The 17,525-nt window shown below is 70.1% G+C and carries 17 protein-coding genes; 11 read left to right on the top strand and 6 right to left on the bottom strand.

Annotated features, from left to right (window positions below; genetic code table 11):
- Nucleotides 1–12 precede the first annotated feature (12 nt).
- The 3 genes from EDC50_RS04560 to ykgO form a co-directional block, all read right to left on the bottom strand.
- A complete protein-coding gene (locus tag EDC50_RS04560; protein WP_123769253.1) occupies nucleotides 13–1,062 on the bottom strand; it encodes an agmatine deiminase family protein in 1,050 nt (349 codons plus the stop codon).
- A 122-nt stretch (nucleotides 1,063–1,184) separates the two neighbouring features.
- Nucleotides 1,185–1,523, bottom strand: a complete 339-nt coding sequence (locus EDC50_RS04555; RefSeq protein WP_123769252.1) for a hypothetical protein — start codon at nucleotides 1,521–1,523, stop codon at nucleotides 1,185–1,187.
- Between the two features lie 182 nt (nucleotides 1,524–1,705).
- Nucleotides 1,706–1,831, bottom strand: a complete 126-nt coding sequence (gene ykgO / locus EDC50_RS04550) for a type B 50S ribosomal protein L36 (protein ID WP_010342887.1) — start codon at nucleotides 1,829–1,831, stop codon at nucleotides 1,706–1,708.
- Nucleotides 1,832–1,982: 151 nt separating this feature from the next.
- On the opposite strand from ykgO, the gene cmk reads away from it, so the two are divergent.
- From cmk to EDC50_RS04500, 10 genes are all read left to right on the top strand, one after another.
- Nucleotides 1,983–2,669 (top strand): (d)CMP kinase, encoded by a 687-nt coding sequence (gene cmk / locus EDC50_RS04545; protein WP_123769251.1) that lies wholly within the window; start codon nucleotides 1,983–1,985, stop codon nucleotides 2,667–2,669.
- 297 nt (nucleotides 2,670–2,966) lie between these two features.
- Complete coding sequence (gene rpsA / locus EDC50_RS04540; protein WP_123769250.1) at nucleotides 2,967–4,652, top strand: 30S ribosomal protein S1; 1,686 nt, start codon at nucleotides 2,967–2,969, stop codon at nucleotides 4,650–4,652.
- A gap of 116 nt (nucleotides 4,653–4,768) precedes the next feature.
- Nucleotides 4,769–5,071 carry an integration host factor subunit beta gene (locus EDC50_RS04535; RefSeq protein WP_123769249.1) on the top strand — a complete coding sequence of 101 codons (303 nt, stop codon included), beginning with the start codon at nucleotides 4,769–4,771 and terminating at the stop codon, nucleotides 5,069–5,071.
- A gap of 96 nt (nucleotides 5,072–5,167) precedes the next feature.
- Nucleotides 5,168–5,428: a lipopolysaccharide assembly protein LapA domain-containing protein gene (locus EDC50_RS04530; RefSeq protein WP_123769248.1), complete on the top strand. Its 261-nt coding sequence runs from the start codon at nucleotides 5,168–5,170 to the stop codon at nucleotides 5,426–5,428.
- A 1-nt stretch (nucleotide 5,429) separates the two neighbouring features.
- Nucleotides 5,430–6,608, top strand: coding sequence for a lipopolysaccharide assembly protein LapB (gene lapB, locus EDC50_RS04525; RefSeq protein ID WP_123769247.1), 1,179 nt, complete (start codon nucleotides 5,430–5,432; stop codon nucleotides 6,606–6,608).
- Between the two features lie 16 nt (nucleotides 6,609–6,624).
- Nucleotides 6,625–7,575, top strand: a complete 951-nt coding sequence (locus EDC50_RS04520; protein ID WP_242002991.1) for an MraY family glycosyltransferase — start codon at nucleotides 6,625–6,627, stop codon at nucleotides 7,573–7,575.
- Nucleotides 7,576–7,621: 46 nt separating this feature from the next.
- Nucleotides 7,622–9,532, top strand: a complete 1,911-nt coding sequence (locus EDC50_RS04515; RefSeq protein WP_123769245.1) for a polysaccharide biosynthesis protein — start codon at nucleotides 7,622–7,624, stop codon at nucleotides 9,530–9,532.
- The gene (galU, locus tag EDC50_RS04510) at nucleotides 9,532–10,434 is read left to right on the top strand and encodes a UTP--glucose-1-phosphate uridylyltransferase GalU (protein ID WP_123769244.1); all 903 of its coding nucleotides are present in this window, start codon (nucleotides 9,532–9,534) and stop codon (nucleotides 10,432–10,434) included. The genes EDC50_RS04515 and galU overlap by 1 nt, the downstream gene beginning before the upstream one ends.
- A gap of 182 nt (nucleotides 10,435–10,616) precedes the next feature.
- The gene (locus EDC50_RS04505) at nucleotides 10,617–11,918 is read left to right on the top strand and encodes an NAD(P)/FAD-dependent oxidoreductase (RefSeq protein ID WP_123769243.1); all 1,302 of its coding nucleotides are present in this window, start codon (nucleotides 10,617–10,619) and stop codon (nucleotides 11,916–11,918) included.
- Nucleotides 11,915–12,274: a tRNA-binding protein gene (locus tag EDC50_RS04500; protein WP_123769242.1), complete on the top strand. Its 360-nt coding sequence runs from the start codon at nucleotides 11,915–11,917 to the stop codon at nucleotides 12,272–12,274. Before EDC50_RS04505 ends, EDC50_RS04500 begins: the two co-directional genes overlap by 4 nt.
- A 176-nt stretch (nucleotides 12,275–12,450) precedes the next feature.
- On the opposite strand, the gene EDC50_RS04495 is transcribed toward EDC50_RS04500, so the two are convergent.
- The 3 genes from EDC50_RS04495 to EDC50_RS04485 form a co-directional block, all read right to left on the bottom strand.
- Nucleotides 12,451–13,659 (bottom strand): acetyl-CoA C-acyltransferase, encoded by a 1,209-nt coding sequence (locus tag EDC50_RS04495; RefSeq protein ID WP_123769241.1) that lies wholly within the window; start codon nucleotides 13,657–13,659, stop codon nucleotides 12,451–12,453.
- An 86-nt stretch (nucleotides 13,660–13,745) separates the two neighbouring features.
- Nucleotides 13,746–16,121 carry a 3-hydroxyacyl-CoA dehydrogenase/enoyl-CoA hydratase family protein gene (locus tag EDC50_RS04490; protein ID WP_123769240.1) on the bottom strand — a complete coding sequence of 792 codons (2,376 nt, stop codon included), beginning with the start codon at nucleotides 16,119–16,121 and terminating at the stop codon, nucleotides 13,746–13,748.
- A gap of 114 nt (nucleotides 16,122–16,235) precedes the next feature.
- Nucleotides 16,236–16,856, bottom strand: a complete 621-nt coding sequence (locus EDC50_RS04485; RefSeq protein WP_123769239.1) for a TetR/AcrR family transcriptional regulator — start codon at nucleotides 16,854–16,856, stop codon at nucleotides 16,236–16,238.
- 204 nt (nucleotides 16,857–17,060) lie between these two features.
- Between EDC50_RS04485 and ndk the strand changes: the two genes are divergently transcribed.
- Nucleotides 17,061–17,486, top strand: coding sequence for a nucleoside-diphosphate kinase (gene ndk / locus EDC50_RS04480; protein ID WP_123769238.1), 426 nt, complete (start codon nucleotides 17,061–17,063; stop codon nucleotides 17,484–17,486).
- Nucleotides 17,487–17,525 lie beyond the last annotated feature (39 nt).

The following is a 17,525-nucleotide window of genomic DNA, read 5'->3' as shown; positions in this document are numbered from 1 at the left end:
CTCCCGCCGCGGTTATCCCTTGCCCGCGCCGGTTTCGATCAGGCCGGCCGGCAGCTGCATGGTGATGCAGTGCAGGCTGCCGTTCTGCCAGATCAGCGGCCGGCACGGCACCGGCACGATCTCGCGGGCGGGGAAGGCCTCGGCCAGCACCGCCTGCGCGCGCGCGTCCGCCTCGTCGCCGTAGGCAGGCATCAGCACCGCGCCGTTGACGATCAGGAAATTGGCGTAGCTCGCCGCCAGGCGCCGGCCTCCATCGAGGATCGGCTTGGCCCAAGGCAGCGGGAACAGCCGGTACGGTTCGCCGTCGCGGGTGCGCAGCGCGGCGAGCTCGGCGGCCATCGCCTCCAGCTCGGCGTAATGCGAGTCGGCCGGGTCGTCGCAGGCCTGGAACACGATGGCGTCCGGCGCGGCGAAGCGGGCCAGGGTGTCGACGTGGGCGTCGGTGTCGTCACCTTCCAGGTAGCCGTGCTCCAGCCACAGCACCCGGTCCTGGCGCAGCCATTCGGCCAGGCGCCGGCTCAGCTCGGGGCGGTCGGCGCCCGGATGGCGCTCGCGCAAGCAGCGCCAGGTGCTCAGCAGGGTGCCCGCCCCGTCGGTGTCTATGGCGCCGCCTTCCAAAGCAAAATCAATGGCCTGCCGCGAACTGTTCGAGAAGATTCCCATCCCGTGCAGGCGTTCGACCAGCAGATCGTCCTGGCTGGCGTCGAACTTGCCGCCCCAGCCGGTGAAGCGGAAATCGAGCAGGCGGAAGCCGTTGCCGTCGCGCAAGGTGATCGGACCGGAATCGCGCAGCCAGGTGTCGTCGTAGGGCGCCTCGACGAAGCGCACCCGGCCCATGTCGATCCGGGCCGAGGACAGCCGCGCGCGGGCATAGGCCTCGACATCCTCGTCGGCGACCACCACCACCGCGTCCTCGAAGCGGGTGATCGCCGCGACCAGGGCGATATAGGTCTCCTCGACCTGGTCGAGCCGTTCGGCCCAGTCGGTGTCGGCGTTCGGCCAAGCGATCAGGACCGCGGATTGGGGTTCCCATTCCGCGGGAAAGCGGAGTCGTTCGGTCATCGGCGGGGCGATTCTCGTGCGGACCGCGGCGGCGGGCGCCGGCGGCAGTGGAGGGCGAGCGGGCGAAAGCCCGGAAGCCGGCTATTGTCGCGCAAACCCGCCCCGGGTGGCGCGCGGTCCGTTCAGCGGATCGGCGGCTTCGGCCCGATCTCCCCGGCCGAGGCCTTGTTGGCCACCGCGTCGATCACCTTGTTTTTCTCGAAGTACACGGTGAAGGCGGGATACACCCAGCGATGGATGGCCGGCCACTGGCGCTTCTGCCCGCCGCGCGGCTCGAGCTTCTGGCTCGGCGCGCCGTAGCGGGCCTCGACCTGGGCCATGGTCAGGCCGCGGGTCGGCAACTGCGCCGGGTTTTCCTCGCGGACCCGCTCGATCAGCAGCGTTTCGGCCCGGGCCGAGGCCAGGCCCGAGGCGGCGAAGAGCAGCGCGCACAACGGTACGGCGAAGCGAGTGGTGTTCATGGGGCCCCCTTGGCGATGGCGCGATTGTAAGCGCAGCCTCGGCCGCGCCGGCAGCTTGCCGCCGTCACGTTTTCGCGCATCCGCGGGCGCGGCCGCCGGTGGAAACGAAAAAAGCCGCCTCGCGGCGGCTTCTTCGGCCCGGGGGAACCCCGGAACTGCACGGCGCGAATCGCGCCCGGCGCTCAGCGCTGGCGCGCCTTGAAGCGGGGGTTCGACTTGCAGATCACGAAGACCTTGCCGCGGCGGCGCACGACCTTGCAGTCGCGGTGGCGGGCCTTCGCCGACTTCAGGGAGGACAGGACCTTCATGACAGACCTCGGCAGATATTATGGATGACGAACGAAGCCCGCGATTCTAGCGGGTAAATTCCCCGCTGATCAAGTGCTTGCGCCCCGGGCCGGCGGGTGCGGCCGGCCCGGGCGGGGCCAGGAGCGCCGGCGGCTGCCGCATAATGCGCGGATGAACAGCCCGTCCGCGCATCCTTTCGTCCCGGTCTTGACCATCGACGGGCCCTCCGGCTCCGGCAAGGGCACGGTCAGCCGCCTGGTCGCCGCCCGCCTGGGCTGGCATTACCTCGACTCCGGCGCCCTGTACCGCGCCGTCGGCGTCGCCGCCGGCTGGGCCGACCTGGACCTGGCCGATCCCTCGGCGCTGGTCCGCTGCGCCTTCGACACCCAAGTGGAGTTCCGCGAGAACGGCGCCGGCGAGCCGCGGGTGCTGATCAACGGCCTCGACGCCACCGACGAGCTGCGCACCGAGACCGCCGGCGCGGCGGCCTCGGCGATCGCCGCCATCCCCGAGGTGCGGGCCGCGCTCAAGGACCGGCAACGGGCCTTCCGCCGCCCGCCCGGCCTGGTCGCCGACGGCCGCGACATGGGCACGGTGATCTTCCCCGACGCGCCCCACAAGGTGTTCCTGACCGCCAGCGCCGAGGAACGCGCGGAAAGGCGCTATAAGCAGTTGAAAGACAAGGGGGTTTCGGTTACTTTAGACAGTCTGCTGCGGGAGATTCTCGCCCGCGACGCCCGCGATGCGCAGCGCGCGGTGGCGCCGTTGCGGCCGGCCGAAGACGCCGTCCACATCGACACCACCGGGCTGGGCATCGACGAAGTCGTGGAGCGGGTGTTGCAGTGGGTCCGGCGCTAGCGGCGTTCGCCGCGATCGTCCGGCTGCCTTCCCGCGGCAGGAGGACGGGGAGGGCTCGAACGGGATGCGGCCGGCATGGCGCATCGCTTTTCGATCTCCGTCCCCACGCAAGCCTTCGCGTTCGTGCGCAGGCGGCGGTGGTTCCCTCCGGGCGCACGCCCGGAAGATGCCAGCAGTAGAGAAGCGCAAGCCCCGGGGCCGCGAGGCGCCGGATTTCCATCAACCCTGGCGCATGCCAGACCAACAGGTGGGCCGGACGCAACACCTCGGCCCGTGTGTTCAACCGAGTATTTTTCAATGACCGAATCATTTGCCGAGCTGTTCGAACAGAGCCAGCAGAACCTGGCCAAGCTGAAGCCGGGCTCGATCGTCACCGGTACCGTCGTGGACGTCCGCGGCGACGTGGTGGTGATCAACGCCGGCCTGAAGTCCGAAGGCATCGTGCCGATCGAACAGTTCCGGAACGAAGCCGGCGAGATCGACGTGGGCATCGGCGACGAAGTCAAGGTCGCGCTCGACTCGATCGAGAACGGCTTCGGCGAAACCGTCCTGTCGCGCGAGAAGGCCAAGCGCGCGATGGTGTGGGACGAGCTCGAGAAGGCGCTGGAGAACAACGAGACCATCACCGGCCGCATCAGCGGCAAGGTCAAGGGCGGCTTCACCGTCGACATCAAGGACGTGCGCGGCTTCCTGCCGGGCTCGCTGGTCGACGTCCGTCCGGTCCGCGACTCCGCGTACCTCGAGGGCAAGGAGCTGGAGTTCAAGCTCATCAAGCTCGACCGCAAGCGCAACAACATCGTGGTCTCCCGCCGCGCGGTGGTCGAAAGCGAGTACAGCGCCGAGCGCGAGCAGCTGATGGAGAAGCTGCAGGAAGGCGCGATCCTCAAGGGCGTGGTCAAGAACCTCACCGACTACGGCGCGTTCGTCGACCTCGGTGGCATCGACGGCCTGCTGCACATCACCGACATGGCGTGGAAGCGCGTGCGCCATCCGTCCGAGGTGGTGGAAGTCGGCCAGGAGCTGGAAGTGCGCGTGCTCAAGTACGACCGCGAGCGCAACCGCGTCAGCCTCGGCCTGAAGCAGCTGGGCGAGGATCCGTGGGACAACATCTCGCGCCGCTACCCGGCCAACACCCGCGTGTTCGGCAAGGTCTCCAACGTCACCGACTACGGCGCGTTCGTCGAGATCGAGCCGGGCGTGGAAGGCCTGGTGCACGTCTCGGAGATGGACTGGACCAACAAGAACGTCAACCCGTCGAAGATCGTCCAGGTCGGCGACGAGGTCGAGGTCATGGTCCTGGACGTCGACGAGGAGCGCCGCCGCATCTCGCTGGGCATGAAGCAGGTCACCAGCAACCCGTGGGAGACCTTCGCGGCCATCCACAAGAAGGGCGACAAGGTGTCCGGCCAGATCAAGTCGATCACCGACTTCGGCATCTTCATCGGCCTGGAAGGCGGCATCGACGGCCTGGTGCACCTGTCCGACCTGAGCTGGAACACCACCGGCGAGGACGTGGTCCGCAACTACAAGAAGGGCGACACGCTGGAAGCCGTGGTGCTGGCGGTCGATCCGGAGCGCGAGCGCATCAGCCTCGGCGTCAAGCAGCTCGAGCAGGATCCGCTGGGCCAGTACGTGGCGTCGAACAGCAAGGGTTCGATCGTCAAGGGCAAGGTCAAGGAAGTCGACGCCAAGGGCGCCACGATCGAGCTGGACAACGGCGTGGAAGGCTACGTCGCCGCGCGCGACATCGCCAAGGAGCGCGTCGAGGACGCCTCGCAGTACCTGAAGGTCGGCCAGGAGATCGAGGCCAAGATCATCGGCACCGACCGCAAGAGCCGTGCGATGCAGCTGTCGATCAAGGCCAAGGACGAGGCCGAGCAGCAGGAGGCGCTGGCGGACTACAACCGCCAGGCCGCCGAGGCCTCCAGCGGCACCACCAAGCTGGGCGCGCTGCTGCGCGAGCAGCTCGGCAAGGGCGACTGATTTCCGCCCGACGTTGCAACCGCGAAGGCGGCCCGGCTCCGGCCGGGCCGCCTTCGATCTGAGAACTCCCCCGACGATCGTGCTCCGCGTGCGGTCTTCCGATGCCCGAGCCCTGCATGACCAAGTCCGAACTCATCGAGATCCTGGCCCAGCGCCAAGCCCACCTGAAGGGCGAGGACGTGGACCTGGCGGTGAAGGCGCTGCTTGAAATGATGGGCGGCGCGCTCGCCAGCGGCGAGCGGATCGAGATCCGCGGGTTCGGCAGCTTTTCCCTGCACTATCGTCCGCCCCGCCTGGGGCGCAACCCCAAGACCGGCGAATCCGTCGCCCTGCCGGGCAAGCACGTGCCGCACTTCAAGCCGGGCAAGGAGCTGCGCGAGCGGGTCAACGACGTCATTCCGGTCGAGGACGGCCACTGAGGCACTTGGCGCCTCTTCGTCGCGCGCGGCGTACGGCCCCGCGGCGCAGTCCGTTAAGCTAGGCGCGACTCCGGCGGGCCTCCGGGAGGGCCTTCGATGCGTTTCTTCCGCTTTCTGATCGCGTTCGCCTGCCTGGCCGTCGGGGCCGCGCTCGGCGCGCTCAATCGCGAGCAGGTGCGGATCGACCTCGGTGCCGGCATCGTCGAGGCGACGCTGGGCGTGGCCTTGCTCGCGGCGTTGCTGCTGGGCGTGCTGCTCGGCGGCCTGGCGGTGATCGCCGGGGTGGTCCTGCCGCTGCGGCGGCGCCTGGCGCTGGCGCAGCGCACGCCCGTCGAACGCACGACTCCGGGAACCTGACATGGCCTTCATCAGCGAGTGGTTCTGGTTCTTCCTGCTGCTGCCTTTGGCGGCGGTCAGCGGCTGGGTGATCGGCCGGCGCGGCGGCGAGCGGCACAGCAACACCCAGGTCAGCCGGCTCTCGACCACCTACTTCCGCGGCCTCAACTACCTGCTCAACGAGCAGCCGGACAAGGCCATCGAGCTGTTCCTGCACATCGCCGAGCTCGACAAGGAGACCTTCGAGACCCAGGTCGCGCTCGGCCACCTGTTCCGGCGCCGCGGCGAGGTCGACCGCGCGATCCGCCTGCACCAGGCGCTGGTGCAGCGCCCCGGGCTGAGCGACCAGCAGCGGGTGCAGGCCCTGCTTGCGCTGGGCGAGGACTACATGCGCTCGGGCCTGCTCGACCGCGCCGAGACCGTGTTCAACGACCTCGTCGCGCTGGAGATGCGCGCGCCGCTGGCGCTGCGCCACCTGATCGGCATCTACCAGTCCGAGCGCGAATGGGGCAAGGCGATCGAGAACGCGCGCCGCTACGAGGAGGCGACCGGCGAGCCGATGGGCAAGCTGATCGCCCAGTTCGAGTGCGAGCTGGCCGAGCGCCACCGCAGCGCCGGCGAGGTGGACGCGGCGCGCGAGGCGGTGCGCCGCGCCTACGAGGCCGACGCCAACTCGGTGCGCGCGGGCATGATCGAGGGGCGCATCGAGGTGGATGCGGGCAACGACGCGGCGGCGATCCGCGCCTTCGAGCGCGTCGCCCGGGTCGATCCGGACTACCTGCCGGAAGTGCTGCCCGGCTTGCTCGACTGCTACGCGCGGGTCGGCGACGCCTCGGGGGCGCGCGCCTTCCTGGCCGAGATGACCGAGCACTACCGCGGCATCGCCCCGGTGCTGGCGCTGACCCGGATGGTCGAGGCCGAGGACGGCGTGGCCGCGGCGCGGGCCTATCTGGCGCGGCAGCTCAAGGACCGGCCTTCGGTGCGGGGCGAGGCGGCGCTGATCGACCTGGCCCTCGCCGAAGGCGCCGACCCGATCGCGACCCTGCACGACCTCAAGCACATCACCGACCAGCTGCTGGTGCGCAACCCGAGCTACCGCTGCAACCGCTGCGGCTTCGGCGCGCGCAGCCATCACTGGCAGTGCCCGAGCTGCAAGGAGTGGGGCACGATCAAGCCGCTGCTCAACTACGCGGTCGTCTGAACCGATGGCCGCATGGATGTTCGTGTTCGCGTGCGCGGGCGCGCTCGGCACCTGGCTCGCGCGCGGCTACGCGCTGCGCCGGCAACTGATCGACGAGCCCGGCGAGCGCCGCAGCCACAGCGTGGCCACGCCGCGCGGCGGCGGCATCGCGATCGTCGCCGCGCTGGTCGCCGCAGCGGCTTGGCTGGCATGGCGCCGGCCGCAGGACGCGCCGCTGCTCGGTGCATTCGCCGTCGGCCTGCTGCTGGTGGGCGGCATCGGCCTGCTCGACGACCATCGGCCGCTGTCGCCGTGGCTGCGCCTGGCGGTGCAGGCGATGGCCGCGGCGCTGTACGCGGGCGTTGCCGGGGCGGCGTCCGGTTCGTTGTGGCTCGCCGCGCTCGCGTTCGTCGCGGCGATGGTGCTGGTCAACGTCTGGAACTTCATGGACGGGATCAACGGCCTGGCCGCGAGCCAGGCCGCGCTGGCCGCGGCGGCGTTCGCGTACGCCGCCGGCGGGGCATGGGCCTGGCTCGGCGCGGCGCTGGTCGCGGCCTGCCTCGGCTTCCTGCCGTTCAATTTCCCCAGCGCGCGGATCTTCCTCGGCGACGTCGGCAGCGGCGCGCTCGGTTTCGCCCTGGCCGGGCTGCTCGTGGCGGCGACGCCGCGGAACGGGGCGGTATTGGGCGCGGCCTGGCTGGCGCTGCCGGTGTCCGCCTTCCTGATCGATGCCGGCCTCACCCTGTTGGGGCGGCTGGTGCGCGGCGAGCGCTGGTGGACGCCGCATACCCGGCACGCCTACCAGGCCTGGGCGCGGCGGCGCGGCCACAGTCGCGTGACCCTGGCTTACGCGGGCTTCACCGCGGTCGCCGCGATACTGGCGCTGTGCGCGGCGTCCCTGCGCGAACCGGTTTTCATCGCATGTATTGTGTTGGCGTGGTATACGTGCGGCGCTTTGCTGTGGCGCCGGCTGCGACGTTCGGCCTGAAACGCCGCGGGTCGAACGGTCGAAACGAGAAGAGGCAGGGCAGGGAATGAGCTCATGGCGTGACCGCTGGAAAAGCCGGCTGCCGCGGATCGCGGTGGTGGCGCACGACCTGTTCATGGTGTGGTTGGTCTGGCAGGCGTTGCACCGCCTGCGCTGGGGCGTGTTGCCCGACGCGCCGAGCCTGCCGTGGTGGTCCACCGAAGTCGCGCTGGTGATCGCGGCCCAGGGGCTGGTGTTCTGGCAGGTCGGCCTGTACCGCGGGCTGTGGCGTTTCGCCGGCATCCCCGACCTGTGGAACATCGTCAAGGCCTGCGTCCTCGGCCTGTTCGCGATCGGTCTCGCGCTGTTCCTCTACAACCGCCTGGCGATGGTGCCGCGGACGGTGCTGGTGCTGTATCCGCTGGCGCTGATGGGCCTGCTCGGCGCGCCCCGCCTGCTGTACCGCGCCTGGAAGGACAGCGGCGTGGAACTGAGCGACAAGAGCTCGGTGCGCATCCTGATCCTCGGCGCAGGCCGCGCCGGCGAGGCGCTGGTGCGCGACCTGCGCCGTTTCGGCAGCTACCAGCCGGTCGGTTTCCTCGACGACGCGGTGCGGCTGCGCGGCAGCAAGGTGCAGGGCGTGCCGGTGCTCGGCCGGGTCCAGGACGTGGCCGAGATCGCGCGCGAGACGGCGGCCAAGCTGCTGGTGATCGCGATGCCCTCGGCCGACGCGAACGCGCTGCAGCGCGTGGTGATGGCCTGCGAGCGCACCGGCCTGCCTTTCCGCATGGTGCCACGCCTGCAGGACGTGCTCGAGGGCCGGTACCTGCCGGGCGAGTTGAAGGAGGTCGCGATCGAGGACCTGCTCGGTCGCCAACCGGTGATGCCGGATTGGAAGGCGATCCGCAGCTGGCTGGGCGCCCGGTCGGTGCTGGTCACCGGCGCCGGCGGTTCGATCGGTTCGGAGCTGTGCCGGCAGTCGGCGCGCCACGGCGCGCGGCGGATCGCCCTGGTCGAGCTCGACGAGTTGGCCTTGGTCACCACCGAGACGGTGCTGCGACGCGATTTCCCCGACGTCGAGCTGGTGCCCGTGCTGGGCGACTGCGGCGATCCGGCGGTGATCGAGCATGCGCTCAAGCTGGCCGAGCCCGAAGCGGTCTTCCATGCCGCCGCCTACAAGCAGGTGCCGGTGCTGGAACTGCAACTGCGCGAGGCGGTCCGCAACAACGTGCTCGCCACCGAGACGGTCGCGCGCGCCTGCCGCGACGCCGGGGTCGGTACCTTCGTGCTGATCTCGACCGACAAGGCGGTCGATCCGGTCAACGTGCTCGGCGCGACCAAGCGCCTGGCCGAGATGGTGTGCCAGGCCCTGGCCGACCAGCGCGCGACGCGTTTCGTCACCGTGCGCTTCGGCAACGTGCTCGATTCGGCCGGCAGCGTGGTGCCGCTGTTCCGCGAGCAGATCCGCGCCGGCGGCCCGGTCACGGTGACCGATCCGGAGGTCACCCGCTTCTTCATGACCATCCCGGAGGCCTGCCAGCTGATCCTGCAGGCCTCGGCGATCGGCACCCACGAGGCGATCTACACCCTCGACATGGGCGAGCCGGTGCCGATCCGCCTGCTGGCCGAGCAGATGATCCGCCTGGCCGGCAAGCAGCCGGGCCGCGACATCGCCATCGTCTACACCGGGCTGCGTCCGGGCGAGAAGCTGCACGAGACGCTGTTCCACGCCGACGAGCGCTACCGCCGCACGTCGCATCCCAAGATCCTCCAGGCCGAGCCGCGCGAGGTCACCTGGGCGCAGATCGAAGGCACGCTGGCGCAACTGCGCGAAGCGTCCCGGCGCTACGACCTCGACGCGCTGAACCGGTTGCTGCGCACCGCCGTGCCCGAGTTCCGGCCGGTGGGCGTGCATCCGAACTATCAGGGCTCGGCCACCGTCGTCGCTTTTCCCGCCCGCAACGCTAGGAAGGTCTGATGCCGAATCGACGTATCCGCAAAGCCGTGTTTCCGGTCGCCGGCCTGGGCACCCGTTTCCTGCCCGCCACCAAGACCGTGCCCAAGGAGATGCTGCCGATCATCGACCGGCCACTGATCCAGTACGCCGTCGACGAGGCGATCGAGGCCGGGTGCGACACCCTGGTGTTCGTGACCAATCGCTACAAGCATGCGGTGGCGGATTACTTCGACAAGGCCTACGAGCTGGAGCAGAAGCTCGAGCGCAGCGGCAAGACCGAGCAGCTCGAACTGGTGCGCAACGTGCTGCCCGAAGGCGTGCGCGCGGTCTTCGTGACCCAGGCCGAGGCGCTCGGGCTGGGGCATGCGGTGCTGTGCGCCAAGCCGGTGGTCGGCGACGAGCCGTTCGCGGTGCTGCTGCCGGACGACCTGATCTGGAACCGCGGCCCGGGCGCGCTCAAGCAGATGGCCGACGCCGCGGAAGCCAGCGGCGCCAGCGTCATCGCCGTGCAGGACGTCCCGCGCGAAAAGACCGCCAGCTATGGCATCGTCGCCACCGAGTCCTTCAGCGAGCGCCAAGGGCGGATCAGCGCGATCGTCGAAAAGCCGGCGCCGGACGTCGCGCCGAGCACGCTGGCGGTGGTCGGACGCTACATCCTCAACCCGCGCATCTTCGAGCTGCTGGAGGCGACCCGGCCCGGCGCCGGCGGCGAGATCCAGCTCACCGACGGCATCGCCGCGCTGCTGCAGGAGGAGGCGGTCAACGCCTACCGCTTCCAGGGCACGCGCTTCGACTGCGGCACCCACATCGGCCTGATCGAAGCCACCATCCGCTACGCGCTCGACCACGAGAAGCTCAGCGAGGCGGCGCAGCGGCTGATGCAGAACGCGCTCGACGAACTCGGCGTCGAGGAGCTCGGCTGAGCCGGGCCGCCTTCTCCCGGTTGCGGGAGAGGGCGGCCCTTGGGCTGTCGCGGCCGGCCGCATCGCCGCGCCGCGGGCGCGGCTTCGCTTCGTAGACGAGAAAGGCCGCTGCCCGATCGGCGTTTCCGGGAAACGCCGGCCCGCGCGCCCGTGTCGGCCGAAGCGCGCGTTGCGCTAGGCTGATGCGCATGCGCCCGACCGGATCGTACTACCTCGCCACCGCCCCGTCCGAACCGCTCGGTGGCGCGCTGCAGGGGCGGCACGAGGCCGAGGTCTGCGTGATCGGCGGCGGCTTCGCCGGCCTCAACACCGCGCTCGGCCTGCTCGAACGCGGCCGGCGCGATGTGGTGTTGCTGGAGGCGCAACGGGTCGGCCACGGCGCGTCGGGGCGCAACGGCGGCTTCGTGTTCGGCGGCTTCTCGCGCGGCGAGGACCGGTTGCTGGCCGAGCTCGGGCCACCGCGGGCGAGGGCGCTGTATGCCGGCACGCTCGACGCGGTCGAGCTGATCCGCGCCCGCAGCGAACGCTATGCGATCGACTGCGAGCGCACCGACGCCGGCGTGATCTGGGCCAACTGGTTCCGCGATCCGGGCGTGCTGCGCGCCCGCCAGCGCCTGCTGGCGGAGCACTTCGGCGTGCATTGGTCGTGGCTTGGGCAGGACGAGTTGCGCGAGCGGGTGCGCAGCCGGCGCTACCACGACGGCCTGTTCGAGCCGCAGGCGTTCCACTTCCACCCGCTCAAATATGCTCAGGGCCTGGCGCGCGCGGCGCTCGCACTCGGCGGGCGCGTGCACGAGGGCAGCCCGGCCGTCTCGTTGGAACGCGCCGGCGCCGGTTGGCGGGTGCGCACGCCGCAAGGGCAGGTCGAGGCCGCGCAGGTGGTGCTGGCCTGCGGCGGCTATCTGGCGCGGCTGCGGCGGCGGGTGGACGCCGGCGTGCTGCCGATCGCCACCTACGTGATGGCGACCGAACCGCTCGGCCCGCGCCTGGACGAGATCCTGCGCACCCGTGCCGCGGTCTACGACACCCGTTTCGCCTTCGATTACTATCGGCCGCTGCGCGACGGACGGCTGCTGTGGGGCGGGCGCATCTCGGTGCTCGACCGCTCGCCGGGCGCGGTGCGGCGCCTGCTCTACCGCGACCTGTTGAAGGTGTTCCCGCAGCTGGACGGCGTGCGCATCGAGCACGCCTGGTCCGGGCTGATGAGCTATGCTCGGCACCAGATGCCGCAGATCGGCCGCATCGAAGAGGGGCTGTGGCTGGCGCAGGCGTTCGGTGGCCATGGCGTGGCGCCGACCACGCTCGCCGGCGAGTGGCTGGCGGCCGCGATCGCCGAAGGCGACGCGCGCTGGCGCGAACTGGCCGGCTATGGCCTGGTCTCGGCCTGGAAGCCGGCGGGCTTCGTCGCCGCGCAGCTTGGCTACTGGTGGGCCGAATTCAAAGACGCCTGGAAGGACCGGGCGGAAAGGGTGGGAGCGCAATGAGCGAGAACGCCGACGCGGCCGAGACGGCCACGATCCAGTGGAGCGACTTCGAAAAGGTGCTGATCTGTGCCGGCACGGTGCAGCGGGTGGAGCCGTTCCCGGAAGCGCGCAAGCCGGCGTGGAAACTGTGGGTCGACTTCGGCCCGCACGGGGTCAAGAAGACCAGCGCGCAGATCACCCGGCTCTACGGGCCGGACGACCTGGTCGGGCGGCAGATCGTCGGCGTGATCAACTTCCCGCCGAAGCAGGTGGGGCCGTTCGTCTCGGAGTTCCTGCTCACCGGCTTCCCGACGGACGAAGGCGTGGTCATCACCACGATAGAAAGGCCGGTGCCGAACGGCACTCGGCTGGCCTGATTCCCTTCGCGCGGGTCCGCACGGATGGCGCGGATCCTTGCTTCGGTGCGGGCGCGTCGCAGGGATCAAGCGGGCTTGGCCCGGGGAACCCCAAGCCGCGCCAGCGCGTTTCTGCTCTGGCGCGGCCGGCATTCGATCGGCGCGACTTCGCGGCGATGAAACCCCGGGCGGGGGACTCAGAGCGCTTCGAACACGCCCGCCGCACCCATGCCGGTGCCGATGCACATCGTCACCATGCCGTACTTCTGCTTGCGGCGGCGCAGGCCGTGCACGATGGTCGCCGTGCGCACCGCGCCCGTGGCGCCGAGCGGGTGGCCGAGCGCGATCGCGCCACCGAGCGGGTTGACCTTCGACGGGTCGAGTTCCGAATCCCTGATCACCGCCAGCGCCTGCGCGGCGAAGGCCTCGTTGAGTTCGATCCAGTCGAGCCGGTCCTTGCCGAGTCCCGCCTGCTTCAGCGCCTTCGGGATCGCCGCGATCGGGCCGATGCCCATCACCTCGGGGCGCACGCCGGCCACCGAGAACGACACGAAACGCGCCAGCGGCGTCAGGCCGTAGTCCTTGATCGCCTGTTCGGAGGCGAGCAGCACCGCGGCGGCGCCGTCGCTCATCTGCGAGCTGTTGCCGGCGGTGACGGTGCCGCCGAACTGGCCGTTGCGGAACACCGGCTTGAGCCTGGCCAGGCCCTCCAGCGAGGTGTCCGGGCGCGGGCCCTCGTCGATCTCGACCAGGCTCTTCTTCACCCGCACCGTGTTGCCGGCGAGGTCGGGAATGCGCGCGACCACTTCGTAAGGGGCGATCTCGTCCTTGAACTCGCCGGCCTGGATCGCCGCCAGCGCCTTCTGGTGCGAGGCCAGCGCGAACGCGTCCTGGTCCTCGCGCGAGACCTTCCATTCCTCGGCCACTTTCTCGGCGGTGATGCCCATGCCGTAGGCGATCGCCACGTTCTCGTCCCGGGCGAACACCTGCGGGCTCAGCGCGACCTTGTTGCCCATCATCGGCACCATCGACATCGACTCGGTGCCGCCGGCCAGGACCAGGTCGGCGTTGCCGAGGCGGATCTGGTCGGCCGCCAGGGCGACGGCCTGCAGGCCCGAGGAACAGAAGCGGTTGATGGTCTGCGCGGCGATGGTGTTCGGCAGGCCGGCCAGCAGCACGCCGATGCGGGCGACGTTCATGCCTTGCTCGCCTTCCGGCATCGCGCAGCCGATCACCGCGTCCTCGATGCGGTTCGGGTCGATGCCCGGCGCCTGCGCGACCACGGCCTTGAGCACGTGGGCGAGCATCTCGTCCGGGCGGGTGTTGCGGAACACGCCGCGCGGCGCCTTGCCCACGGGGGTGCGGGTGGCGGCGACGATGTAGGCGTCCTGGATTTGCTTGGTCATTGGGTACTCCGGGATTCGAGATTCGGGATTGGGGATTCGCGAAGGCGGGCCCGGGAATGCGCTGCGGACCCGAGCCGTCCCGAATCTCAGTTCCGCAGCGGCTTGCCGGTCTTGAGCATGTGCGCGATGCGCTCCTGGGTCTTCGGCATCTGCGCCAGGGCGACGAAATGCTCGCGCTCCAGGCGCAGCAGCCATTCCTCGTCGACCACCGCGCCGCGGTCGACCTCGCCGCCGCAGACCACCGTGGCGATGCGGCTGGCGATCTCGTAGTCGTGCGGGGAGATGAAGCGGCCCTCGAGCATGTTGACCAGCAACATCTTGAACGTGGCGATGCCGACGTCGCCGGCGACGCGGATATTGCGCGCGGGCAGGGGCGGGCGATAGCCGCCCTCGGCCAGCGCGCGCGCCTGCGCCTTGGCCACGTGCAGCAACTCGAAGGCGTTGAACACGACGGCGTCGCTCTCGCGCGCCAGCTTCAGCTCGCGCGCCTCCAGCGCCGAGGTCGAGACCTTGGCCATCGCCACGCTCTCGAACGCGGCCTTCAGCTCGGCGAGCACGTCGCCGTTCGGGCCCGCCTTCTCGGAGGCGCGTACCGCCAGCTCCTTCAGGCCGCCGCCGGCCGGCAGCAGGCCCACGCCGGCCTCGACCAGGCCGATGTAGCTCTCCAGCGCGAACACGGTGCGGGCCGCGTGCATCTGGAACTCGCAGCCGCCGCCCAGGGCCAGGCCGCGCACCGCCGCGACCACCGGCACCTGCGCGTACTTGATGCGCTGGCTGGTCTTCTGGAAGTTGGCGACCATCGCCTCGAAGCCCCGGACGTCGCCGGCCTGCAGCAGGCCGAGCGCGCCGGCCAGGTCGGCACCGGCCGAGAACGGCTCCCTGGGCTGCCAGACCACCAGGCCGCGGAAGTCGCGCTCGGCGATCGCGATCGCCTCCTGCAGGCCGTCGAGCACGTGGTCGTTGACGGTATGCATCTTGGTCTTGAAGCCGACCACGGCGATGTCGTCGCCTTCGTCCGCCCACATCCGCACGCCGTCGTTCTCGAACACCGTGCGGCCCTGCGAGAACTTCTCGCCCAGCAGGGGATCGGGGAAGCGCTGGCGCGCGTAGACGGGATTGGCCGAACGCGGCACCTCGACGTTGCGCGCCGGGCTGTAGCTGCCCTTGCCACCGTGCACGCCCTCGCGGCCGTCGAACACCCAATTCGGCAGCGGCGCCGCCGCCATCGCCTTGCCGGCGACGATGTCCTCGGCGATCCAGTCGGCGACCTGCTTCCACCCGGCCGCCTGCCAGGTCTCGAACGGGCCCATCGACCAGCCGTAGCCCCAGCGCATCGCGAAGTCCACGTCGCGGGCGGTATCGGCGATCGCCTCCAGGTGGTAGGCGCTGTAGTGGAAGCTGTCGCGGAAGATCGCCCAGAGGAACTGCGCCTGCGGGTGCGCGCTGGCGCGCAGGGCGGCGAACTTCTTCGCCGGATCCTTCTCCTTCAGCAGCGCGGCGACCTCGGCATCGAGCTCGCCGGCGCTCGGCCGGTAGTCCTGCGCCTTCACGTCCAGCACCAGGATGTCCTTGCCGCGCTTGGTGTAGACGCCGGCGCCGGACTTCTGGCCCAGGGCCTTCTTCTCGATCAAGGCCGACAGCCACTTCGGCGCCTTGAAGTAGGCGTGCCACGGGTCGTCCGGCAGGGTGTCGGCCATGGTCTTGATGACGTGCGCCATCGTGTCCAGGCCGACCACGTCGGCGGTGCGGTAGGTGGCCGACTTCGGCCGGCCGATCGCCGGGCCGGTCAGCGCGTCGACGGTGTCGAAGCCCAGGCCGAACTGCTCGGTGTGGTGCATCGCCGCCAGCATCGAGAACACGCCGATGCGGTTGCCGATGAAGTTCGGCGTGTCCTTGGCGTAGACCACGCCCTTGCCGAGCGTCGTGGTGAGGAAGGTCTCCAGCCCGCGCAGCACCGCCGCGTCGGTGGTCTTGGCCGGGATCAGCTCGGCCAGGTGCATGTAGCGCGGCGGATTGAAGAAATGCACGCCGCAGAAGCGGTGGCGCAGCTGCTCCGGCAGCGCCTCGGCCAGCTTGTTGATGCCCAGGCCGGAGGTGTTGGACGCCAGCACCGCCTCCGCCGGCACGTACGGCGCGATCTTCTTGTACAGGTCCTGCTTCCAGTCCATCCGCTCGGCGATGGCTTCAACGATGAGGTCGCAGCCGCGCAGCAGCTCCAGCCCGGTCTCGTAGTTGGCCGGCACGATGCGTTCGGCCAGGCCCTTCGCCGCCAGCGGCGCGGGGCTGAGCTTGCCCAGGTGGGCGATGGCCTGGGTCACGATCCCGTTCGGATCGCCTTCCTTGGCCGGCAGGTCGAACAGCACCGTATCCACCCCGGCATTGGTCAGGTGCGCGGCGATCTGCGCGCCCATGACGCCGGCGCCGAGGACGGCGGCGCGCCGCACAAGCAGTTTCTCGGACATGTCTTCTATCCTGTTGAAAAGAATCGCTTTGCCTGGGATTTCCGCGGGCGCCGGCAAGGCCGCTTGCAGCGGTAGCGGTGCTTGCCCGTGTCCATCCGCGGCTCGAAGGAAGCTTCAGCTCTTGAAGCCCGCGGCGGCGAAGCGGATCAGCTCCTGCGCCGCGCGCTCGCGGTGCGCGGCCTCGCTGACCCCGGGCGGACGCTTGATCAAGCCGAAGTCGGCCATCGCATAGGTCAGCGCGCCGGCGAGGAAGTCCAGCCGCCAGTACAGCTCCTCCTTGCTCAGCTCCGGCACGCAGGCGGCGATCGCCTTGGCGAACTCGCGCAGCACGTGGCCGTAGTGGTCGGACAGGAACTTGCGCAGGCGGTCGTTGGCCTCGGCGTAGGCGCGGGCGATCACCCGGACGAACGCGGCACCGCCGTGGCGGTCCTGGGCCATCGCCAGCGCGGGGCGGACGAACGCGGCCAGGATCGGCTCGAGCTCGCCCGGATGCCGCTCCAGCGCGGCCTTGAGCGCGCTCAGCCGCTGCCCGCTCATCTCGTCCATGCGCCGGCGGAACACCTCGTTGACCAGGTTTTCCTTACTGCCGAAGTGGTAGTTGACCGCGGCGATGTTGACGTCGGCGCGGCTGGTGACCTGGCGCAGCGAGGTGCCGGCGAAGCCGAACTGGGCGAACAGCTCCTCGGCGGCGCCGAGGATGCGGTCCTTGGTGGAGAAGTGGGCGGTGGTGCTCATCTCGGGCCTGAATCAAACGCTTGTTTGATGCTAGTCGCCCGCGGCCCCGGCCGTCAACGCGCCCGCCGGCCGATCGTGCAAAAGGCGCGCGCATTCCGGTAGAATTACCGCAGCCTTGTCGGCTAAACCCGCGTCCCGACGCGGGTTTTTCTGTTATCCTCGGGGCTGGATCCAGAATCCGGCCCGCCAACCCGGAGACCATCCATGGCGCTGGAGCGCACCCTGTCCATCATCAAGCCCGACGCCGTCGCCAAGAACGTCATCGGCGAGATCTACACCCGTTTCGAGAAGGCCGGTCTGAAGATCGTGGCCGCGAAGATGAAGCACCTGTCCAAGAGCGAGGCCGAGGGCTTCTACGCCGTGCATCGCGAGCGCCCGTTCTTCAACGCCCTGGTCGAGTTCATGATCTCCGGGCCGGTGATGATCCAGGTGCTGGAAGGCGAGGGCGCGGTGGCCAAGAACCGCGAGCTGATGGGCGCCACCAACCCGAAGGAAGCCGCGCCGGGCACGATCCGCGCCGACTTCGCCGACAGCATCGACGCCAACGCGGTGCACGGCTCCGACAGCCTCGAGAACGCGGCGATCGAGATCGCCTACTTCTTCCCGACCACCGACGTGTACGCCCGCTGAGGCGGCCGCAGGGCGCGAAGGCGCAGCGAGCTCGCCCTT

The sequence above is a fragment of the Vulcaniibacterium tengchongense genome (assembly GCF_003814555.1).
GTDB lineage: Bacteria > Pseudomonadota > Gammaproteobacteria > Xanthomonadales > Xanthomonadaceae > Vulcaniibacterium > Vulcaniibacterium tengchongense.
The sequence above is the reverse complement of the archived record's forward strand: the minus strand, read 5'-3'. Positions and strand labels throughout refer to the sequence as shown.